This window comes from Aneurinibacillus aneurinilyticus ATCC 12856, assembly GCF_000466385.1.
Lineage (GTDB): Bacteria > Bacillota > Bacilli > Aneurinibacillales > Aneurinibacillaceae > Aneurinibacillus > Aneurinibacillus aneurinilyticus.
The window spans coordinates 1-21,188 of record NZ_KE952775.1 but is presented as its reverse complement, the minus strand read 5'-3'; the positions used below and the strand labels follow the sequence as shown (position 1 = coordinate 21,188).

Genomic DNA, 21,188 nt, shown 5'->3' with positions numbered 1-21,188 from the left:
TTAAAAGGGAGAACCTGTTTGCATCTATTCTATAGAGGAATAAGAAGTGCTGTCATTATGCCAATTGCACAAAAATACCTCCCCCTCATTGTGTAGCTATTTCATGTTAGCGGTTCCTCTATATAAAAATCGACGGCTTATTATGAAGTATAGCTTTCCTGCTTTTGTCGGCCTTACAGCAGGGGCACTGTCCGCCACGATTTCCGGTGTGCTCATTGCCCAGGCTCTTCATCTGTCCGATGACATCATCGCCTCTATACTACTTCTTTCCACTTTTTTGTGTCATAATTGGTACAAGAAGGAAAGGAGAGACGTTATTTGGAAAAAGACCAGGAATTTCTTGAACTTGAAAAGCGGATCGCTTCGCTGGAACAAGAAGTGACCCGTTTAAAAGAAATGTTTCATGAGAAAGAAGCGATCCATCAACCAATAAAAAATATGGCTCCTCCGCCCCCGGCTTCTTCTGGGGAGACGCAACACAAGTCATCCCTTTCATGGGAAAGTCTTGCACCTGAACCTGAAGAAACAGATTGGGAGCACCTTATCGGTCGCATCTGGCTTCCCCGTATCTTCATTGTTGTGCTTCTGCTGGGTGTGATTTGGGCATTCAAGGTTTCTATTGATAAAGGGCTCATTACAGAGCCCGTTCGTGTGCTACTTGGCTTTTTCGCTTCAGGTGCCTTTCTCTGGCTAGGAGACAAACAAGTAAAACAGCAGCGACATGCACTCGGTCAGGTGCTGCTCGGCGGCGCTGTCTGCTTAACGATGCTAACAACATTCGCGATGCATGCACTATACGATTTTATCCCGGCTTTGCCCGCTTTCTTGCTCAATGTGGTCTGGATTGCAGGTGGCATGTACCTGGCTTACCGCTACCGTTCAGAAGCACTCGCCATTCTCGCTTCGCTTGCAGGGTGCCTTGTTCCGTTTCTTGTGGAAAGCCAGGAACCGAGCGCCTGGTTATTTGTCGGCTATGAGGTAGTTCTGTACGGGGGATTTCTGTATTTCGCCCTACATCGGCAATACATCATGCTTTACCTCTCCTCCTCCACTCTGTTGCAGGCAGCCTTCGCCGCTTATGCGATCGGTACACTAGGAGACATAGACATATTAGCTGCAGGTTCCGTTGCGCAGTATGCAATTCTGCTAACCTGCTTTCTTGCTCACCGCTCGTATACACATTCGCAAACAGGCGTCCTGTTCGCATGCTTCTTACTAACGTTACTTTGGATACATGGTGGATACGACACAACATCCGTTCAATGGTTCTTGCTGTCCGGCTTTCTGTTGCACGGCTTTCTCGCCATTTATTTCTGGAAACGGAATACAAAAACAGCAGGCACTTTTCTTACGGTTGCTTCCTTCTCACTGGCATTTTATTTTACACATACGATTGATAATCAGCCGCTTATTCATCTGGTAATTCTACTCGAAGCAACCGCCGCTTTTTATGCCGGTATCCGTCTGCATTCTCGTCTGCTTACCGGAAGCGCCGTTGTTCTTTATTTGTTCGGCTCTCTATCGGCACTCGATTATTCCATCGAACAGGTTATCTCCACTGAGACGGCATTATGGCTAGGACTTGTTATTACGTTTTACAGCAATATAAAAGTTGCACAAGCACATATAACCCCATCAAATCCAAATATATTTACAGTGTTGTACACCGTGCATACCGCACTTATGCTGCTTTTTTTAACCCGGGAAACGAACGCTCTGGCTGAAAATCTTTCGTTTGATATGAAGCATTTAGCTGTGTCGTTCGTCTGGGTGCTATACGCAGTCATTGCCGTCCTATACGGCATGATTAAGAAAGATGCACGCTCTCGCCTGTTTGGTGTCATTTTGATTTTCGTCACTTTATTGAAGGTTATTTTTATTGATTTACCAAACGTGTCCCTTCTCTTCCGGGCCATCCTATTCATTGTTCTGGGCGGTATCGGTATTGCGATATCCCGCCTATTCTATACAGGATACAAAGATAAAAAGCAGAATACGATATCCGAATAAAGAAGTTCCACTTACATGCATTCCCTGGAAGCGCGCAGCTAGCTCTGCCGCTCCGGGGCATTTTTATTTCGAAATATTTTTTATAAATAGGATTGCAAGTTTGTACAACGACATGTAGAATGAGTTCAATTATTTTCATTAACGAAAGAGGATTGATTATCATCAAAACGACAAAACAGATTGAACTGACGGGCAGACGATTAGGCGACGGCAAACGACCGCTCATATGTACACCGTTAGTCGGAAAAACCCGGGAAGCCATCCTATATGAAACAGAGAAAATCCTTGCCAAACAGCCTGACTTGCTGGAATGGCGCGTTGATTTCTTTGAAGGAATTGCTGACACATGTACTGTTATCGATCTGGCCAAAAGCATCAAGCATATAGCTAAAGATACGCCGCTTATTTTCACGCGACGCTCTTTTAAAGAGGGAGGAGAGCAGATTTCTTTATCAGAGTCTCAAGTGGTACGTCTGTATTCAGCTATTTGCGAAAGCGGAAACGTAGACATTATTGATTATGAATTAATGAATGTGAAGGAAGATGTCAATCATTTACGAAACATTTCAAAGAAACACGGCATTAAAATGATTATGTCATACCATAATTTCAATTGTACGCCGGAAGTCGATGCACTAAGCGAAAAACTCATAGAAGCAGAACACATGCAAGCGGATATCGCCAAAATCGCCGTGATGCCAAATCATCTGGAGGATGTCCTTACCCTGCTGCATGTTACGCTTGATGCCAAACAAAAAATGAAAATACCGGTAATAACAATGTCGATGGGTGCATACGGCTCTCTCACCCGCATGTTCGGAGGCATTTTCGGTTCTGCGGTTACTTTTGCTGTCGGGGAGAACAGTTCGGCTCCCGGACAGGTCCCTATTGAAGACATGAAGACAGTGCTTGCTATTCTTCAGAGGGTAACAGGCGAAGAATAAAACGGTCACCAGTTAATAACGAATAGGAGTATAACGTACATGAACAAGGAAACAGGCATTCCTGTTAACAAGAAAAATATCGTATTAATCGGTTTCATGGGAGTAGGAAAAACCACCGTAGGCCAGCTTATCGCTACCAAGCTCGGCAGAGATTTTATAGACATTGATCAGTATATTGAAGAAAAATACAATATGCCCATTCCGCAAATGTTTAAAGAATTTGGTGAACAGCATTTTCGCCAAATAGAAAAGGAAACGGTTATCGATATTTGCAAAAATCAGCATAATAAAATCGTTTCTCTGGGAGGGGGAGCTTTTCAGCAAGCGGAAATCAGACAAACATGCTTAACCAGTTCCCTTGTGCTTTTGCTTGATTTATCATGGAATTCCTGGAAGGAGCGGATGGATATCCTTGTCGATAATCGGCCGGTATTGCACAATCGAACGCTCGATGAAATCCATGAGTTATTCCAACAAAGACAACTCGCTTATTCCAAACACCATCTCAAAATTCGCACCGATAATCAAACTCCTGAGGAAGTGGCTGACTTTATCGTAAAAAAGTTACAGCATAACAATATATAAGTCAAGGATGTTGATTATCCAGTGCCATCCTGAACAGATGCTCGGCATGGAAGACGAAAGGCCCTGTTTGTCCCTCGTTGAGGCAGGATAAAAATCAAACATATGCAGACGGTAAATTTTACCGTCTGCTCTTCATTTTGTAGCAAGCACATAACTTCTCGTTTTTATTGGAAACCTATTCCTAACGGTTTTTAAAAAAAGCTACATAAATATTTGGGAGTGAATGTGCGAATGAAACGTGTACTCTTTTTTATTTCTCTAGTTCTGCTCGTTGTTTCATTGCCGCTGTACACAGCGGAGGGCTATCGGGATACGACTTACCACTTCGGCTTTAAAAAAAGCAAAAATGGTCAACTCCCCTCTATCGATGAAGAAGGCTTCAAGGACATTGTGGAGAAACATGGAGCTATCTTTCTGGGGGATACGACGAAGAAAGAATTGTATCTTACGTTTGATAACGGCTATGAGAATGGCTATACAGTAAAAATTCTTGATACGCTAAAGGAAAAGAAAGTTCCAGCCACCTTTTTTGTCACCGGGCACTACATTAAAGATCAGCCCGATTTACTAAAGCGAATGACAAAGGAAGGACATATAATCGGGAATCATTCCTGGAGCCATCCGGACATGAGTCAAATTTCAAATGACAAGATTAAAGAAGAACTCGAAAAAGTGAAGGAAGGAATCACCCAGGTTACTGGACAAAAGGAAGTGCCCTTCCTGCGGCCACCAAGAGGAATTTTTAGCGAGCGAACGCTAGCAGTAAGCAAACAGCTTGGATATACGAGCGTCTTCTGGTCCCTTGCCTACAAAGACTGGGATACAAAGGCGCAAAGAGGCTGGAAATACGCATATGATAATTTCATGCAGCAGCTTCACCCAGGCGCGGTTATTCTGCTCCACTCGGTTTCCAAAGACAATGCCGATGCAATGGGAAAAATGATTGACGATGCGCGTAAACAAGGATACGAATTTAAAAGCCTAAAACAGCTTCCCCCCAAAAAACAATAAAGCGAAGCTTCAATCAGTAGAAGCCTTATTAAGACTCGAATTTATTGCTGCACCAACAATAAAAACTCGCCAGGCATATGCCAAGCGAGTTTTTATTCCTTCTATTCTATACCGCGCACCCTTAACACCCTCATGGAATTCAGCACGGCTAATACAGTTACGCCAACATCTGAGAAAACGGCCTCCCACATCGTTGCGATACCAAGCGCGCCGAGCAGCAGGAAAAAACCTTTGACCGCTAATGCAAAAATAATATTCTGCCAGACGATTTTCCGGGTATGTTTGGCGATAGTAATAGCAGTAGCTATCTTGGATGGCTCATCTGTCATAATGACAATGTCTGCTGCTTCAATTGCCGCATCAGAGCCTACTCCACCCATAGCAACACCTACATCAGCTCTCGCTAGAACCGGTGTATCATTAATGCCATCACCAACAAATATCAATTTTTCTTTTGCATCTTTTCGTGCATCTAGTCTCTCCAGCTTCTCGACCTTATCTTGCGGAAGGAGTTCGGCATACACCTCGTCGAATCCTAATTGCCTTCCGACTTTTTCCGCTACACTTTGTGTGTCACCCGTTAGCATAACAGTCTTTTTGATGCCCAATTTTTTTAATTGCTGGATGGCATGCTTCGCATCTTCTTTCGGTTCATCAGAGATGACAATGTATCCTTCATATGCTCCATCTATCGCGATATGCACCACCGTACCGAATGTATCCGGAACAACAAACTCTACATTCGACTTCTCCATTAATTTTGCATTTCCTGCCAGCACGCATCTACCGTGGATGGTCACTTTAATACCATGGCCCGAAATCTCCTCGTAATCTTCCACATCATCTTTGTGTATGTCTTTTCCATACGCTTGCATAATGGATTGTGCAATAGGATGGTTAGAGTACAATTCCGCAGCAGCAGCATACTCCAATAGTTCTTCTTTTGTTCGCTCGCCCCGAGTTTGAATATCTGTTACATGAAATACTCCTTTTGTTATTGTACCTGTTTTATCAAAAACTACGTATTTCACATCATTGAGCGCTTCAAGATAGTTGCTCCCTTTTGCCAGAATCCCTTTTTTGGATGCCGCGCCAATTCCCCCAAAAAATCCTAAAGGAATGGAAATGACAAGAGCACATGGGCATGAGATAACAAGGAATACCAAAGCACGATATACCCAATCAGAAAAGGTTTCACCAGAAATCAGCAAGGGAGGCGCAATTGCCAGCAGCAAAGCACCTAGCACAACTACTGGTGTATAGTAACGGGCAAATTTTGTAATAAAGTTTTCTGTTGGGGCTTTTCGACTGCTGGCATTCTGCACAAGATCCAAAATTTTTGACACAGTAGACTCGCCGTATTCTTTTGTGACTTTAATCGTTAATACACTGTTTTTATTAATGCAGCCGCTCAGCACTTCACTCCCAGGTCCTGCTTGCCTTGGCACAGATTCACCGGTTAAAGCGGACGTATCAAGCATGGAATTTCCTTCAATAACTTCTCCATCCAATGGGATTTTTTCGCCTGGTTTTACAAGTATACTATCGCCGATTCGCACTTCTTCCGGGGAAACGGTTTTGATTTCATTTCCGATTTTAACATTTGCATAATCCGGCCGTATATCCATAAGAGTACTAATCGATTTACGGGAACGATTTACTGCAACCCCTTGCAGGTATTCCCCCACCTGATAGAAGAGCATGACACCGACCGCTTCCGGGAATTGCTTGATGCAAAATGCACCTACTGTTGCAACAGTCATCAGAAAATTCTCGTCAAACACTTGCCCCCTCGTAATATTCCTGAACGCACGGAGCACTACATCTCCACCAACAATCACATAACTAAGCAAAAATAGAAAGAATTCCAGCGGAAGAGGCAGCTTTGCCAGCCCCGCCACAAGGGCAATAACTGCACCAAGCCCGAGTCGAATCAACGTTTTTTTCGCATTGTGTGCATTGTGCTCGTGTGCATGTTCGTGATGGGAATCCTTATTTTCTTCTATGGCTCGTATATGCGGTTCTAATTCATGTATTGTTGCTTTCGCCCGCTTTACTACATGCTGCACGTCTGTTCCGTCCTTTACTTGTATCATCAACCGCCTTGATACGAAGTTGACGCTTGCTGTTTCAACACCGTTCAATTCTTGCACTTTACCTTGTATTTTATTGGCGCAGTTTGCACAATCCAATCCCTCTAACAATAGCTCTTTCCTTATCGCCATCACTCATTCCCCTCTTTTCCCTATTCACTCATCTGTGTATACAATTGCACAGAATATACGCCGTACAAGCTTTGCTTAATAACCATATTGAAAACATGAGCATCTATTCATATATTGATTATATTGCATTCTTATTATTTGTCAATCGTTAAAAGAACATTTATTTTATTTGTTGCAATTGTATAAAACCATTATTTTACCTAAGTAAAAAAAGTTTACTAAGAGAAACTTTTATTGTATAGTAGTAGTCGAAATACATTTTGCAATAAAAGGAGGCATTTACCTTACAATGTTTACATTACCAACCTTACCCTACGCATATGACGAGCTTGAACCCTATATCGATGCCAGAACGTTGGAAATTCATCACAGCAAACACCACGCTACATACGTCAACAATCTAAATGCGGCTCTTAAAGGGCATGATGCGTTGGCCGATAAATCAATTGAATGGTTATTAAGCAACCTGCATGATATTCCCGATTCTATCCGTACCGCAGTACAAAACAATGGGGGCGGCCATTACAATCACTCTCTTTTCTGGGCGGTTATGAGTCCAAATGGAGGGGGAGAGCCTTCAGGTGTACTTGCCGAAGCCATTCAGACTTGTTTTGGAAGCTTTGAAAAGATGAAAGAAATGCTATCTACAGCCGCTATTAGTCGTTTTGGCAGCGGATATGGTTGGCTTGTTTTACACAACGGCAAGCTGGAAGTAATCAGTACGGCAAATCAGGATACTCCACTTGTTGAAGGAAAGATACCTCTCATGATTATCGACGTTTGGGAACATGCCTATTATTTGAAATATCAAAACAGACGGCCTGAGTTCGTCAATGCATGGTGGAACGTTGTAAATTGGAACGAGGTAGAAAAAAGATATCAGAAAGCCAATTAATTTTTACCTAAGGAAAAATATTTTCCTAAAGCAAAAAGTGTGCTATACTATCATTACCATAATGTAATTTCTTCTTATGTACACGTATACTTCCACAAAAATGTACTATGGAGAAAACATGGTAAAGAATGCCGCCTCATAATAAAGGCGGCATTTTACTCTTGACTTAATATTTAACATCTTTAGGCTTATTCCCTTTTGGCCAATCATTCTTCTTGCCAGCAAACTCTGGACGTTCCTGTGCCAACAAGTAGGCAGCTAAATCAGCAGCCTGCTGCTTACTTAATTCTCCAGGCTTTATCCCCCCCATTTCCGCTTTAGGCATATTTCTTTGAATATACCCTGTCATTTGTGAAATTCTTGCCAATCCTGCGCCGTCATTAAATGAATTCTTACCCCAGACAGCTGGACCTGATGTAGGACCTGTTCCGGAACCATCCGCTCCGTGGCAGGCCAGGCAAGACTGCTTATAAAGTTTCTCGCCGTTCGTTTTATCAGGCGTAATGCCTTCAAGTGAGATTTTACTCTTGCCACGCCACGGTATATCCGCACCGGTTGGAATTCCTTCTGAAATATACGTAAGATATGCAATCATGGCGGTCATTTCTTTACTGCCTGCTTCCAACGGCTTTCCATTCATGCTTCGTTTGAAACATTCGTTGATCCGATCCTCCATTGTAATAACCTTACCTTCACGATCACGGTATTGTGGATGCACTGCAGTTACTCCGACCAACGGAGAAGCTATTTTGCTCATTCCTCCATCTGCATGACAGCTAACACAAGATAAATTATTACCTACATTTTGCGGTACAGTTGCCTTCGTATCCGTTACCATTTTATATCCAAGCTGGATAGCCTCTCCCAATTCTCCTTTTGGTGCATCTTCAAGCTTCGGTGGATTGAATGCAATCTCTTTTTGGGCTGCCGGCTCCGGAGCATTTTTGACTGGTTCATTCTGACTGGTTGTGGCTGTACTGCAACCGGCAAATACTAAAGAAGCGGCTACCAGTATAGGAAATACTCCATATTTTCTTTTCTTTTTCTCTCTGTTCATTGCTTCCACTCTCCTTATTTCGGTAGTTTCTTTCCTTCACACTTCTTTAAATCAGCAAAATGCATGCCAAAAAGAAAAAAGCAGAAAGCACGGGAGATAACAGGCCTTCTGCTCAATATAACTATGACATTTTGTCACAGTAGCAAGACAAAATGTCATATCAAGGGTGTGATGTCATATATATTAATGCGTAGCTTATATGTGATACTCTTCCAATTTTCGATACAGATTACGGACGCTAATACCAAGAATACGTGCTGCATGTGTTTTATTGCCATGACAAAATTCCATTACCCGTCCTATATGCTGTCTTTCCACCTGAGACAAGGAAAGCCATTCTTCTATATGTTCTTTCTCTTTACCGTTATCTATGTCAGGAATTAACAAGTCCTCTGTCTTGATAACATCTCCCTTCGCCAAAATTGCTCCCCTTTCTATCATATAGGCAAGCTCTCTTATATTTCCGGGAAATGTATAGCGCATAAGTGCATGCAACGCCTTTTCATCTACACTTACCTGCTTATGCCCTCTGTCCTGTGTAAGAAAATGCTGTACCAATAAAGGAATGTCTTCCTTCCGCTCCCTTAAGGGGGGGACGGATATACGCATGGCATTCAACCGATAGAATAAATCCTCGCGGAAACGTCCACAGGCTACCTCATCTTCTAGCGTACGATTGGTCGCTGCAACAATTCGTACGTCTACCCATCGCAGCGATGAATCACCTACTCTGCGAAATTCTTCGCTCTCCAGAAAGCGCAGCAATTTAACCTGTAGGCTCTGCGGCATTTCACCAATTTCATCGAGAAATAATGTTCCTCGATCAGCCAGCTCCACAATTCCTTTTTTATCGGATACAGCTCCTGTAAATGCTCCTTTAATATGGCCAAATAACTCCGATTCTAGCAGGCTTTCCGGCAATGCCCCGGAATTTACTGTAATAAAAGGCTGTTCCGCTCGGTCTCCCCAAAAGTGAAGCGCACGTGCAACCAGTTCTTTTCCTGTACCGCTTTCCCCCTCAATTAGAATCGGTATTTCACTGCTTGCCAGCTTTTGAATTAATCCCTTTAGCTGTTGCATACATGGACTATCGCCAATAATAGAGAAGTCCTTCTCTTTGGAAAGCAGCACACGCTTTAATCCATGATTCGTTTCATTCAACTGCTTTTTCTCAAACGCCTTATCCAGCACTGCTTCCAGTTCAGATAACGCACACGGTTTACTTACATAGTCATACGCTCCTATCTTCATCGATTCGATAGCCGTTTCTATCGTACCGTGTCCGGTCAACATAATTACTTCCATACCGGGATGTTTTTCTTTGGATTTCCTGAGCAATTCAATCCCGTCCATACCAGGCAATCTTATATCATATATACCTACATCAAAAGAAAAAGCATGCAAAAGCGCCAGCGCTTCTTCTGCTGAAGTCGCTACTTCTACAATATTTCCTTTTCTGCGTATACGCTGCGCCATCAAATCTAATAAGTCTTCCTCATCATCCACGATAAGTACTTTGATGTTCTTCTTGTTCATCTTGAATCTCCTTCCTAATCGCCGGCAATTCTATCGTTGCGGTAGTTCCTTGAACCTCTGTGCCTTTCACCGTGATGGTTCCTCGCATTCTCGTAATAATGCCATAGCAAATCGAAAGTCCAAGACCGGTTCCCTGGCCAACTGGTTTTGTCGTGAAAAAGGGATCGTATATTTTCCCCGCATTTGCAGGAGAAATTCCGCTTCCGTCATCTATAACATGCACTTGAACATACCCATCCTTTGCCTGTATCTTTACTGTGATCGTCCCTTGTTCATCTATTGCATCAAGCGCGTTTTGCAGCAGATTCACAAATACTTGTGTTATCTGCAAGGCATCTCCTTTTATGTATGGCACATCTTGTTCTATGGACAGCGATACTACAGCTTGTTTTTTAGTGAATGCATGGGACAGTAAGGCAACACTTTCCTTACAAATGTTCGGAAGATAAATATACTCTTCCCGCCATTCCGATTTTCGCGAGAAATTCAGCAGTTTTTGTGTAATTTCTTTTGCCCTGCCGACATGTTTGCAAATTATATTCAAATATCGTTCTGTTTCTTGAGCGCCCAACCAATTCCCTTGCTTCATCTGTACTTGATCCACCAATTCCTCTGCGTACACTTGAATAGTGGCCAGCGGATTATTAATTTCATGAGCAAATCCAGAAGCCATTAAGCCAAGTGCAGACAATTTATCCGCTTGCATCGCAATATCTTCCATCCGCCTTTGTTCTGTAATATCTTCGATGACAAGCAGGTAATCTGGCTCGCCTTCCGCAGCATACCTTAATTGGTACACATTATGCCGAAAAATTCGTTCTTTGTTTGTTAACATAAGGCGGGTAACCCTGTCAGCAGACAGCGTTTCGTTCTCAGAGCCTTGCAGCGGACATTGTCCGCATATAGCAGGCGTCCCTTTTAGCGCTTGATAACAAAGTATTTTTTTGTCGGTTATCCCCTCTCCAAGCCACTCTTTTACGATATGATTCGTCCAAGCAATCCGGCAATCGCGGGTAATCAGCGCAAGTCCGATACCCATACTGTTCACAATCGCATCCAGCCTCTCTTTTTCCTGAAGAAGCTTCTTTCCCTGACTTTCCAAACGTTCTGCCATTTCTCCAAAAACAGTAATTAAATGCCCGATTTCATCCTTTCTTCTTGTAAAAATAGGTTCTTTGGTCCGACCACGCCCTACACTACGGGCTACCTTCTCTAAATACTCAATCGGGCCGGTAAAAGAAAGTCCAAGAAAAATACTTATGATAGAAGCTCCCAGTACAATAAGAAGTAAAAATGCTAACAACCTAAAAAATAAGGTACGAACGGGAGCGAAAGCACTCTCAACCGGTTCCTCTACAGCGATCCCCCATCCTGTTCGGGGAACGGTCGCATATACTCCGAGAACCTCCCTACCACTATAGCTAACATATCGACTGGGGATCGGGAGGAGTTTCGGATTGGATACCTGCATAAAGTGACGGACAACAAAGCTTTCATTTACTTTCTTTCTCTGCAATACTTCAGTAAAGTCACTGTGCCCAATAAGATTTCCTTCTGGGTCGAAAATAAATACCGCCTGTTCCCTCTTGTCGCTCATTTCCTCCAGTAAGGTCAGTACACTTTGCAAACGAACTTTTACACCTACACCGCCACGAAATATTTTGCCATCTTCCGAAAATACCGGAACCGCTATTTGCATATACGGAATATTGTTTTGCTGAAATTGTACGGGTCCGTAATATTCTTTTTTTTGCTTTAGCTCACGCAGTAGCGCTTCTGCCTGCCAGCTTTCTCCCCCATCTTCTTGCATAATTTGAAAGCGGTGCGCTCCATACGCTACCTTGCCTTCATGATTGAATATGACCGCTTCCTCAGCAAGCGGAACTTTTTTGAGCATACGATACAGGATAGCCTGTTTATCTTCAGAGGCAGGAGCAGACAAAAGCGAAAAACGAGTCGTTTTCAGCCTTTCTTCTGTACGGAAAAGAAAGAATTCCATTTTTTGTGCAAAGCGTTCAGCTGTCGATTCATTTTGTGCTTGAACACTTTTTTCTAAATCCTGCTTTGCAAAATATAAAAAGTACATGCCGATTATAAGGGCTGGAACGACCGATATAAGAATACTAATGAGTAATACGCGAACCTTAATACGGTAAAACCAGGGAATTCGTGACTGTTCCATTTTTACTCACCCCCGGCAAAAACATCTTCACCATAACTTAGTCCGATTTTTGAAAAGGAGAGACCCGCCTTTTCTGCCGCAGCCACATTAATTTTTAAACTTACTGTATCCGGTAACTCAAACGGAACAGATTTACCAGACTTTTCATGCAACATTCGCAATACCAAGCGTGATGCTTGATACCCTTGGCTTTCATATGAAAGACCGTAGGAAGCTGTGTATCCTTTTTTTACTTCTGTTTCATTCAAGCCCATTATTGGAACCCGTTTTTGAAGACATATCTGCTGAATTACCTGATTTTTAGATTCAATATAGTGGCTTGGCAGCGTAAGAATAGCCTCTTGTTCTGTAAAATGTCTTAGGGAGAACTGCTTTATATCTGCATCCCTTCCAATGGATACAGCTTCGAAGGAATAGCTATATTTTGCTGCCGCTGCTTCTACGCATTCCAGTGCTAATTTGCTTGCTTTTACATCGGGATCATACAATACAACAAACCGTTTTCGATCCGGAAACAATAAATGAAGGAGCTCCATTCGCTTTGCGGTCAATTCAATATAGCCATTCTCTACTCCGGTAACCGGTATATCTTTTGCCTGATAAACGGACTGAATGTCAGAAACGCCGGGTGAAGTGACGCCAATCAATACGACGGGGCGTCTGGTTTCCGGCCCCATTGCCTCCGCGATGGCAAGCCCTTCGGCTACTCCTGTACCGACCACGATAGTAGGCCCTTGCCCGATTAAGTATTTCGCCTGCTTCTTCAGCTCGGCTATATCGTTTTTCGCATTGTATATGCTAAACACAACGTTTGGCGTGTCTAACCCTAAATCATTCAATCCTTTTTTCATCCCTGCTACCTTTTCCAGGCGTGCATCCCCGGCTGCTAATATACCAATATGTACCGCTGTATGCTCCTCATGGAAAATCGAACAGCCTGAAAGCAGCATAATAATACAAAAAGTGCAAATAAAACGACTGTATTCTCTCATCTCTTTTACCCCTGATATATAAGATATTCTTATTATAAATAAATTTTTTTAGCAAAAATGTAACAAAATACAAAAGAAAATGAACAAAAGAAAAAGCGGGTAAGTTTCCCGCCTAAAATCCCTTAAAAACTATGCATCCTGCAAATATTTTCCTAACAACCGTTCTTTCGATATCACAAGAAACTTTGGTACCATGTGCTCTTTTTTCCTCCGCTGCTGCTTGTTTAAATGGTACAGGAGAAATAAAGGCTTCATGTAAAACTGCTTCGCCCGTCTATAATAAGAATTCTCTATATCCTTTACTTCAAATCCAAGCCTGCTGACACCCCGATGCAACAAGGTAATTCCGATAACGCCTTTAATATCATCTTTGCGCGGATGATTACGGATGAAGTTAACAAGACCTGGCATTGATTCCTCAACCCGTTTATACACATACAAGGCTCGTTTCGTATCATTTCTCATATTCAGTGTTTCTCCAATCAGCATACAATTATGCAGATGGATTTTGAGCAGTGTATCATTCTTACGGATAGAGGTACCGTTCGCAAGAAACAGCTCTTGTCCGCGATATTTGAGAAGCTTTACTCGAAAAATATTTTTCGCTTCCTGATTTACATATTCCAGTCTGGAACAGTAAAAATAAAACTTATCTAACAGCGACCACGCTCTTATTACGATGCTCAATCGATCTATCTCCTTTCTCTACACCCTTAGTCTTGTACATGGTAGAACATAGCTATGTACTCCCATTAAGTATGCGGAAAGTTGTTTTCTTACCACTCCTGTAGACAGCTTTGATTTCCGTTATGTTGTTCTGTACTATCCATCTTTATTCACCTTCCCTACAGAACAGGAAAAGAGCATTGCTCACTATCGAAAAAAAAGCTTCTAAACGACTACATCGTTCAGAAGCTTCTAGCTGACACATGTCACACTTTTATTTTCTTTTCCTTTTAACGTATGAAGTGTAATTTCGGGTCGGCATCCAGCACGCATATTAATTCCGGTTTGACCTAATCCTTCACTAATATAAAATGGCTTTTCATTATAATAATGAAGCCCCTTAATAATGTTCATGCGCGCCAATTTGCCCATTTTCATTAGATGATACGGCTTTGGCCAATGGATTTGTCCACCGTGAAAATGACCGGAGAGCAAATAATCGAACGAAGCACCCTTCATGTGAAGCACTATATTCGGATCATGGGTCAGCACCAGATTAACCCCCTGGCCTACTCCTTTGTACGATTGAACAAGATTACTACGTCGGGTACTAAAATCGTCAATACCGATAATATTTAGCACTGCATTACCAAGATGCAACGTCTTATTCTCATTTTGCATTACGATACAGCCATAGCTTTCCAATATTTCACGAAAAGATTCCACACTGCTCTGGCGAAGAAAATAATCATGATTGCCAAAAACAACATATATACCATAAGGAGCCTGTACTTTCTTCAATACCTCGATATATTTCATAAACGGTTGAATGTTTTTTTCACGCTCCAGTTGATCCCCAGTTAAAGCAATCAAGTCGATTTTCAAATGCTTTATTTTGTCATAAAGATTTTCTGGAGTAATCGACAGATTCTCGATGTGCATATCGGAAAGATGCAGGATATTTAGCTCTTTACCACGAGGAAAGTCAACGTCCACTTCTACTTTCTGTATAGCAACATCGAATGTATTACGATACGCGGTCCGCAAGGCTAAGAATAAAGCCAGCAATAAAACAAGACCAAGAATAATCATGCATACCCTCCTCTCCAAATAAAATAAAGACATTCATTATGATAAGGAGAATTATTGTTTATGGAAAGGCTGAAATACTGGATGATATTCCTTTTAACGGTTACTTGTAGCCCACTGCTGGTTCCCGTACCAAAATTGTACGCTACGGAATGGATTGTCTATGGCAGAGCGGCTATCGAATTCAAGTTTTCTCGTTAACAGAATGCTCAAGTCCCTCAAATGCAAACAACCGGAAAAAAGAGATTGTATCCGGTTTTATTCCCGGGTCTTATATGTCCAAAAATAAAGAGCCTTGTCCACATTCACTACATGACAGAAAAACCTGCCAAAAGCTTGGCAGGTTTTTAAACATCTAAAGTGCAGATTACTTCTGCATTAATTGTATTACCGCAACGCCGCCAGATCTACCTCCGGCACTAACCCTTCTTCTGCAGCCCGGCTAAGCAAGGCTATTACCGCTGCATACCCGTCGTCGCCCAAATTCGCAGTGAACTTGTTCACATACAGATCGATGTGTGCCTGTGCTACTTCAGGAGCCAGCTCTTGAGCATGGCACAGCACGTACTCCCGCGATGCTTCCGGATGTGCCCATGCATATTCGACGGATGCGCGTGTCCAGCCTGTAATCGCGGCCAAATCGAGTGAGCGATGAGCGATGATCGCCCCTAATGGAATCGGTAGACCAGTATCCGCCTCCCACCAGCTGCCTAAGTCAGTCAAAAGGTTTAGTCCATATGATGGGTACGTAAAGCGCGCTTCGTGGATGACCAAGCCAGCATCGATTTTACCATCGCGTACTGCTGGCATAATTTCATGGAACGGCATAACTATAATCTCACCTACACCGCCCGGAACTTGTTGGGCGGCCCACAGTCGGAATAACAGGTAGGCGGTTGAACGTTCACTAGGCACCGCTACCCGTTTGCCGGAAAGCGCGGCCGGATCACTCGTATTGATCGTACCACTTTTCGTTAACACCAATGGCCCGCAGCCCCTGCCTAGTGCTCCTCCGCATGGCAATAGCGCGTATTCGGACAATACCCAGGGGAGTGCAGCATAAGAAATCTTAAGCACTTCCGGTCCGCCTGCACGAGCCGCCAGACTATTTGTAATATCGATGTCTGCATATGTAACATCAAGCTTTGGTGCACCGGGTACCAGTCCGTGTACCCAGGCATGAAAAACAAAAGTGTCATTCGGACAAGGGGAAAACGCAATTTTCATCATAATACCTCCCGTAATACTGAACTAGCTGCCTCTAGTGCCTCTAGCGCCTCTTCGATACGCCACGCGGCCCGGTCACGCGGACCAACCGGATTCGATATGGAGCGAATTTCCATGATTGGCACACCATGCTCATGCGCTGCGGTGGCGACGCCAAAGCCCTCCATTGCTTCGGCGGCCGCCCCTGGTACCCGTGCAGCCAATTCCAAAGCGGTATCAGATGTACCTGTCACTGTCGATACAGTAAGCACAGGACCTGTAGTAACCACAAGTCCAGTAGCACGCAGTGCTTCAGCCACCTGACTCACCAAACCAGCATCTACCGGAATACGCGTGTAGCCAAAGCCCAGGGCATCCAGGCTACGGAACCCTTCTGGAGTCTCCGCTCCCAGATCAGCAGCGACGATTTCATCCGCCACTACTAAAGAACCCAGATCAGCTCGTCCAATAAAACCTCCACCAATACCGGCGCTCACAACCAGGCTATACTCGGCGGTTGCCAGTACCTTCGCCGTACTGGCTGCAGTTGCTATTGGACCAACCCCTGCGACCACAACGTCAAAATTTTCGGCACCACGAAGCCCACGCAATACCGCGTCTCTCTCAGCCGAGACTGCAGTTATCACCAGCACGCGCCTTCCCGGTTCCTGCTGCCTGAAGTCCGAAACACTGGACATATCTGTATCTAGAATAGAATCCATTTTTTACAATCTCCTTTATTTTATTAATAGCGCAGTCGCATAAGAATATCTTTTATTTCCTGATCCTTCATCAATAAATCATGGTACTTCCCTGTAATTTTGGTTAATGCGATATCGTGATAGAAAAATTCGGTGAAAACTTTGATAAAAGGCTTGGACATCGTTTTTATTGCCTGCCACGAGCCATTTTCTGTACCGACAAATACGATTTCCCGTTCGTCGACTACAAGTAGCTGGAATCTTTCCAGTACGCTATGCTCCAATGCAGGAATAAAAAAATCCAGGCTTGATATATTTGCCTGTATTTCTCCTACGACGTGCGCTTCTACAACGACTCCTTGCTTTTCTTTCTCTTCTAGTAAAGGTGCATATTCCATAAAGTCGTCATTCCATGCAGAAATACGTATAGATTGTTCAGCTTCCCGAATCAATTGTTTAATCTGTGCTTTAATCGTCGTATCGACTTTTACACTCCACACACGATCATCAGTAAAAGTTTTCTTCTTTGTATTTATTTTTAGCTGCTCAATATCAGCCTGAAATTCTGCGCTCAATTTTTCAATGGCAAGAGACAACGGCAATGCAGTGTACATTTTTTGCTTCCCTGATACCGAGTTCAAAAGCATGCCTTTATCGATCAATTTTGATAACACTTCATATATCTTAGCTTTTGGTACACCAGAATACTTTACAATTCTAGTTGCATCTAACGGCTCGTCACTGGATAGCAGGGTTTCATATACTTTACTCTCATATTGTGAAAAACCAAATTTTTGTAACATGGCTCCTCCACGCAGCTTATTTTCCCTCATTCAAAATAATCAGGCTTATGAACCTTTTGCACCAGCCTTTATCGGTCTTGTAAGAGAAAAAACCGCACATAAAAAAGCAAAAAGTACGCATAAGCTTCCTACCCAAGCATTATACAGGATAGAATAATTTTCGACCACAGCTCCCCCGATAGCCGAACCCAAGGCGATACCGAAATGCAAGGCGGAGTTATTAAAGCTTTGCTGTATGTCGGCGGATTCAGGAGCGATTTGGATAAGATAATTTTGCTGGGCCGGTGTTATCGTCCAGCTTAGCATACTCCAAAAAAATAGTACAACAAGGAACATATAAAACGAAAAGGCTACTACAGGCAAAAGAAACATCACTACAGAAAATGTTGCGGTAATAATAAGGATGCTTCTTGTGGACCCCCATTTATCCGAAACGAACCCGCCAAGGCCACCTCCCATAACGGCAGCAACACCGAAAATAAAGTAAACCATGCTAATCCATGTAGGCCCTAAACCTAATTGCGTTTTTAAAAACGGGGTTAGATAAGCGTAAAAAGTAACATGACCCGTTAACATGAGGACGCTGATTAACTGTGCGCTAATAAGTTTTGACCCTTTTAGCGAAAGCAACTGTTGACGTAGAGGTACGGTACGCTTCGGCGGAATTTCAGACAGAAAAAAGTACGCAATAAGCATCGCAATAAGAGTAAGAATTGAGATAAGAATGAATGGTGAGCGCCACCCGTACATATTTCCCAGCATAGTTCCGAGCGGTACCCCAAATACTAAGGAGCCGCTAATTCCCATATAAATCATGCCTATTGCCCGCGCCTTATAATTGTCCTTGACAATGCCTGTGGCAATAGTTAGAGACAACACTACTATTAATGAGCAACTTGCAGCAGATAAAATTCTTGCAAACAGTAGGGTTGAATAGTTTGGGCTAACCGATGAGATAACATTTCCAATAAAGAAAACAAATAAGGTAAGTATATATAGCTTTTTCCGTTCCACTTTGGAAGTTACCGCTAATAATATTGGTGCAGACAGGGCAAAAACAACTGAAAATACTGTAATCAGCTGTCCCGTCATGCTTATTGGAACCTGCAAGTCTTTTGAAATAACATCCATTATTCCTCCAACAATCAATTCCACCATACCAACAACAAAAGATGTAATCGCCAAGATGTATACTCTAAAATCCATATGAATTCTTCCTTTCCAGCCTTTACAAAAGGTTACTACTATGATAGTATACTAAAAGAAGTTAAAAAAACAAGGATGCATCCTTCAGTGCTGGCACACTCCTTCTCATTAACGGAGGATATACAGTTCAATAAGGCAATCACAATAAAAACCCCTTAAAATCAGCTATACTTTACGCTGGTTTTAAGGGGTTTTCTTTTCACTGTCCATGGGAATTAGCGTGATTTTTCTCGATTATATCCATGCTCTCCAAACGGCTGAAGCTTATTTAGCCATTTTTCTTCAAGCTTTTCCAATTCGTATTTTGCATCGAAGTATCCGTCTTCTTTCACTTTTAACGTTTCCAACACTTCAAAAGTAAAAGCTTCTTCTCCAAATTCATTCCATTCCTTTTGCAGCAATTTGTTTGTATGAGAACCCATTTTCAATTGGAACTGTTTTCCGTTTATTGTCTTCAGATTCATGCTGCTTTCTATATAAATCTTCTGGTTTTTGTTATTTTTAATTTGATAAACCCCTGCCTGCGTTTTTGTTTCTTTATATAGCTGCTTTAATTCTTTTTTTCGGTCCATCTTTTTTTCCTCTTTTCTCACAAATTAAATCCCTGAAATTAAATATCAAACAAATCAAAAATCCGTTTGTTTTTTTAAAGACAATTTAACATTTTATCTATCTTTTTGTCAAGGCAGCTAATACCCTTTCTTATCTTATAAAAAAACCGCCCATTGGCGGCTTCTTGAATTCCTTTAACATTCACGGTTGATTCATCCGTTTCTTTTTCATTCCTGGATTTTTCCACGCTTTCTCCCTTTTGTGAACATAATAACCAAGAAATATAAAGCAGCGCTTATGCCAGCTATAACAATCACAGCTTGTACGTATGGACTGGCTGCTTCACTTATATTTCTCCAATTATCCCCAAATTTATCTCCTAAATAAATGAAAAATATCGACCACGGAAGGATAGCCAGCATGGTATATACAATGAACTTTTTAAAGCCCATTTTTGAAATTCCAGCTGGTATGGATATAGCATGCCTCACAATTGGAATAAAACGGGCTGTAAAAATAACGCCAGCTCCATATTTTGCAAACCATGACTCAGCTACATCAATATGCCTCTTGCTAATCAATAAGTATTTTCCGTATGTCTTAAGAAATGGCCTCCCTCCATAGCATCCTATCCAGTAAAGAAAACATTGAGCAAGCGTACCGCCAATCATGCCTGCCATAACGGCTCCCATAAAGCTGATTTTCTCCTGTGATACAAGATATCCCCCATATGCCAGTACAATCTCGCTGGGGATAACTTCTACCATTAATCCTAACATAATACCTACATATCCCAGATTTGCGAGTGATAGCAAAAAGGCAGCAGCAAATTCCTTCATTGTTTTTCCCTCGTAGCAACACTTGCTTGTTGATTGCTCCGGGTACGATGTAGAGGAAGAATGCGCTGTTCAAGTCTTTCGTATAAAATCATTCCTTGATGCAAAAAACGAGTGCCCATTCTCCATTTTGGAAGCCATATATGAATAGCCTTTGCTGTAAACACACCAAGCAATATACCTGCCAATACATCACCAGGGTAATGTACGCCTACCCAGACACGTGAAAAAGCGACGCCAAGCGCTAGCGCCAGCCATGCCCATCCCTCTCTTTTACGGCAAAACCAAATCGAGGCAGCAATAACGAAAGCACCTGTAGCATGATCACTTGGAAAAGAAGCGTTTGTAGCATGTGGAATTAATTGAATCACATGGTGCGCAACAAAAGGGCGATCCCGGTATAAAAAGTCTCCGAGCAATCCACTAATACCAAGCGCGACGCAAGCAGCCGTTAAAGATTGAATCACCATCCAACGATTTTGTTCTTTTCGAGTAAACCAATAAAAAATAATCCCTGCATAAAATACGTATTCGCCTTGCTGGGCAAAGAAGCGCATGACAGCATTCAAGGAAGGATAAACCGCAGCAAGATGATTAATGAATTGAAACAAATTATAGTCGAAATTTAGTAACGTCATTACTCATTTCCTCCGTATTGTGTTGGTAGACTGAATTCTGGACACGCAGAACCG

Annotated in this window: 20 protein-coding genes and 1 pseudogene; 7 read left to right on the top strand and 14 right to left on the bottom strand. The window is 42.5% G+C overall.

The window, feature by feature from the left end:
* The first annotated feature begins 103 nt into the window (after positions 1-103).
* From HMPREF0083_RS30130 to pdaA, 5 genes are all read left to right on the top strand, one after another.
* Entirely contained in the window at positions 104-382 is a 279-nt protein-coding gene (locus HMPREF0083_RS30130; protein ID WP_148315951.1) for an LrgB family protein, read from the top strand.
* Positions 319-2,010, top strand: a complete 1,692-nt coding sequence (locus HMPREF0083_RS10605; protein WP_040302346.1) for a DUF2339 domain-containing protein — start codon at positions 319-321, stop codon at positions 2,008-2,010. Before HMPREF0083_RS30130 ends, HMPREF0083_RS10605 begins: the two co-directional genes overlap by 64 nt.
* Before the next feature lie 119 nt (positions 2,011-2,129).
* Positions 2,130-2,954: a type I 3-dehydroquinate dehydratase gene (gene aroD, locus HMPREF0083_RS10600; RefSeq protein ID WP_021621328.1), complete on the top strand. Its 825-nt coding sequence runs from the start codon at positions 2,130-2,132 to the stop codon at positions 2,952-2,954.
* 39 nt (positions 2,955-2,993) lie between these two features.
* On the top strand, positions 2,994-3,539 hold the full coding sequence (locus HMPREF0083_RS10595; RefSeq protein WP_021621327.1) for a shikimate kinase: 546 nt from the start codon (positions 2,994-2,996) through the stop codon (positions 3,537-3,539).
* A gap of 231 nt (positions 3,540-3,770) precedes the next feature.
* Positions 3,771-4,550 carry a delta-lactam-biosynthetic de-N-acetylase gene (pdaA, locus tag HMPREF0083_RS10590; protein WP_021621325.1) on the top strand — a complete coding sequence of 260 codons (780 nt, stop codon included), beginning with the start codon at positions 3,771-3,773 and terminating at the stop codon, positions 4,548-4,550.
* A 101-nt stretch (positions 4,551-4,651) separates the two neighbouring features.
* On the opposite strand, the pseudogene HMPREF0083_RS10585 reads toward pdaA, so the two are convergent.
* Positions 4,652-6,769: pseudogene (locus tag HMPREF0083_RS10585) on the bottom strand (heavy metal translocating P-type ATPase); the annotation flags it as partial.
* 295 nt (positions 6,770-7,064) lie between these two features.
* Here HMPREF0083_RS10585 and HMPREF0083_RS10580 point away from each other — a divergent pair.
* Positions 7,065-7,670 (top strand): superoxide dismutase, encoded by a 606-nt coding sequence (locus tag HMPREF0083_RS10580; RefSeq protein WP_021621323.1) that lies wholly within the window; start codon positions 7,065-7,067, stop codon positions 7,668-7,670.
* Between the two features lie 166 nt (positions 7,671-7,836).
* On the opposite strand, the gene HMPREF0083_RS10575 is transcribed toward HMPREF0083_RS10580, so the two are convergent.
* The 6 genes from HMPREF0083_RS10575 to HMPREF0083_RS10550 all read right to left on the bottom strand — a co-directional run bounded on the left by HMPREF0083_RS10575 (position 7,837) and on the right by HMPREF0083_RS10550 (position 15,195).
* Positions 7,837-8,727 (bottom strand): c-type cytochrome, encoded by an 891-nt coding sequence (locus HMPREF0083_RS10575; protein ID WP_021621322.1) that lies wholly within the window; start codon positions 8,725-8,727, stop codon positions 7,837-7,839.
* Positions 8,728-8,922: 195 nt separating this feature from the next.
* Positions 8,923-10,263, bottom strand: a complete 1,341-nt coding sequence (locus HMPREF0083_RS10570) for a sigma-54-dependent transcriptional regulator (protein WP_021621321.1) — start codon at positions 10,261-10,263, stop codon at positions 8,923-8,925.
* Complete coding sequence (locus HMPREF0083_RS26350) at positions 10,226-12,445, bottom strand: ATP-binding protein (RefSeq protein WP_021621320.1); 2,220 nt, start codon at positions 12,443-12,445, stop codon at positions 10,226-10,228. The genes HMPREF0083_RS10570 and HMPREF0083_RS26350 overlap by 38 nt, the downstream gene beginning before the upstream one ends.
* 2 nt (positions 12,446-12,447) lie before the next feature.
* Positions 12,448-13,437, bottom strand: coding sequence for an ABC transporter substrate-binding protein (locus HMPREF0083_RS10560; RefSeq protein ID WP_040302345.1), 990 nt, complete (start codon positions 13,435-13,437; stop codon positions 12,448-12,450).
* A 129-nt stretch (positions 13,438-13,566) separates the two neighbouring features.
* Positions 13,567-14,124 carry a YkoP family protein gene (locus tag HMPREF0083_RS10555; RefSeq protein ID WP_021621318.1) on the bottom strand — a complete coding sequence of 186 codons (558 nt, stop codon included), beginning with the start codon at positions 14,122-14,124 and terminating at the stop codon, positions 13,567-13,569.
* A gap of 231 nt (positions 14,125-14,355) precedes the next feature.
* On the bottom strand, positions 14,356-15,195 hold the full coding sequence (locus tag HMPREF0083_RS10550) for a metallophosphoesterase (RefSeq protein ID WP_021621317.1): 840 nt from the start codon (positions 15,193-15,195) through the stop codon (positions 14,356-14,358).
* Between the two features lie 60 nt (positions 15,196-15,255).
* On the opposite strand from HMPREF0083_RS10550, the gene HMPREF0083_RS27995 reads away from it, so the two are divergent.
* A complete protein-coding gene (locus HMPREF0083_RS27995) occupies positions 15,256-15,393 on the top strand; it encodes a hypothetical protein (protein ID WP_155847231.1) in 138 nt (45 codons plus the stop codon).
* A gap of 186 nt (positions 15,394-15,579) precedes the next feature.
* On the opposite strand, the gene HMPREF0083_RS10545 is transcribed toward HMPREF0083_RS27995, so the two are convergent.
* The 7 genes from HMPREF0083_RS10545 to HMPREF0083_RS10515 form a co-directional block, all read right to left on the bottom strand.
* The gene (locus HMPREF0083_RS10545) at positions 15,580-16,419 is read right to left on the bottom strand and encodes a 1,4-dihydroxy-6-naphtoate synthase (protein WP_040302344.1); all 840 of its coding nucleotides are present in this window, start codon (positions 16,417-16,419) and stop codon (positions 15,580-15,582) included.
* Complete coding sequence (locus tag HMPREF0083_RS10540; protein ID WP_021621314.1) at positions 16,419-17,120, bottom strand: futalosine hydrolase; 702 nt, start codon at positions 17,118-17,120, stop codon at positions 16,419-16,421. The genes HMPREF0083_RS10545 and HMPREF0083_RS10540 overlap by 1 nt, the downstream gene beginning before the upstream one ends.
* A 23-nt stretch (positions 17,121-17,143) precedes the next feature.
* Positions 17,144-17,902, bottom strand: coding sequence for a TrmB family transcriptional regulator (locus HMPREF0083_RS10535; protein ID WP_040302343.1), 759 nt, complete (start codon positions 17,900-17,902; stop codon positions 17,144-17,146).
* A 45-nt stretch (positions 17,903-17,947) separates the two neighbouring features.
* Positions 17,948-19,108 carry an MFS transporter gene (locus HMPREF0083_RS10530; RefSeq protein ID WP_021621312.1) on the bottom strand — a complete coding sequence of 387 codons (1,161 nt, stop codon included), beginning with the start codon at positions 19,106-19,108 and terminating at the stop codon, positions 17,948-17,950.
* 215 nt (positions 19,109-19,323) lie between these two features.
* On the bottom strand, positions 19,324-19,680 hold the full coding sequence (locus tag HMPREF0083_RS10525) for a GIY-YIG nuclease family protein (protein ID WP_040302342.1): 357 nt from the start codon (positions 19,678-19,680) through the stop codon (positions 19,324-19,326).
* 207 nt (positions 19,681-19,887) lie between these two features.
* Entirely contained in the window at positions 19,888-20,499 is a 612-nt protein-coding gene (gene uptA, locus HMPREF0083_RS10520) for an undecaprenyl phosphate transporter UptA (RefSeq protein ID WP_021621308.1), read from the bottom strand.
* On the bottom strand, positions 20,496-21,134 hold the full coding sequence (locus HMPREF0083_RS10515; protein WP_021621307.1) for an undecaprenyl-diphosphatase: 639 nt from the start codon (positions 21,132-21,134) through the stop codon (positions 20,496-20,498). Before HMPREF0083_RS10515 ends, uptA begins: the two co-directional genes overlap by 4 nt.
* Positions 21,135-21,188 lie beyond the last annotated feature (54 nt).

Coding starts and splice junctions, on each gene's coding strand:
- HMPREF0083_RS10545 (WP_040302344.1), bottom strand. CDS start 16,419: ATGAAAATTGCGTTTTCCCCTTGTCCGAATGACACTTTTGTTTTTCAT.
- HMPREF0083_RS10595 (WP_021621327.1), top strand. CDS start 2,994: ATGAACAAGGAAACAGGCATTCCTGTTAACAAGAAAAATATCGTATTA.
- HMPREF0083_RS10580 (WP_021621323.1), top strand. CDS start 7,065: ATGTTTACATTACCAACCTTACCCTACGCATATGACGAGCTTGAACCC.
- HMPREF0083_RS10575 (WP_021621322.1), bottom strand. CDS start 8,727: ATGAACAGAGAGAAAAAGAAAAGAAAATATGGAGTATTTCCTATACTG.
- aroD (WP_021621328.1), top strand. CDS start 2,130: ATGAGTTCAATTATTTTCATTAACGAAAGAGGATTGATTATCATCAAA.
- HMPREF0083_RS27995 (WP_155847231.1), top strand. CDS start 15,256: ATGGAAAGGCTGAAATACTGGATGATATTCCTTTTAACGGTTACTTGT.
- HMPREF0083_RS26350 (WP_021621320.1), bottom strand. CDS start 12,445: ATGGAACAGTCACGAATTCCCTGGTTTTACCGTATTAAGGTTCGCGTA.
- pdaA (WP_021621325.1), top strand. CDS start 3,771: ATGAAACGTGTACTCTTTTTTATTTCTCTAGTTCTGCTCGTTGTTTCA.
- HMPREF0083_RS10515 (WP_021621307.1), bottom strand. CDS start 21,134: ATGACGTTACTAAATTTCGACTATAATTTGTTTCAATTCATTAATCAT.
- HMPREF0083_RS30130 (WP_148315951.1), top strand. CDS start 104: ATGTTAGCGGTTCCTCTATATAAAAATCGACGGCTTATTATGAAGTAT.
- HMPREF0083_RS10530 (WP_021621312.1), bottom strand. CDS start 19,108: ATGGATTTTAGAGTATACATCTTGGCGATTACATCTTTTGTTGTTGGT.
- uptA (WP_021621308.1), bottom strand. CDS start 20,499: ATGAAGGAATTTGCTGCTGCCTTTTTGCTATCACTCGCAAATCTGGGA.
- HMPREF0083_RS10535 (WP_040302343.1), bottom strand. CDS start 17,902: ATGTTACAAAAATTTGGTTTTTCACAATATGAGAGTAAAGTATATGAA.
- HMPREF0083_RS10550 (WP_021621317.1), bottom strand. CDS start 15,195: ATGATTATTCTTGGTCTTGTTTTATTGCTGGCTTTATTCTTAGCCTTG.
- HMPREF0083_RS10560 (WP_040302345.1), bottom strand. CDS start 13,437: ATGAGAGAATACAGTCGTTTTATTTGCACTTTTTGTATTATTATGCTG.
- HMPREF0083_RS10540 (WP_021621314.1), bottom strand. CDS start 17,120: ATGGATTCTATTCTAGATACAGATATGTCCAGTGTTTCGGACTTCAGG.
- HMPREF0083_RS10525 (WP_040302342.1), bottom strand. CDS start 19,680: ATGGACCGAAAAAAAGAATTAAAGCAGCTATATAAAGAAACAAAAACG.
- HMPREF0083_RS10570 (WP_021621321.1), bottom strand. CDS start 10,263: ATGAACAAGAAGAACATCAAAGTACTTATCGTGGATGATGAGGAAGAC.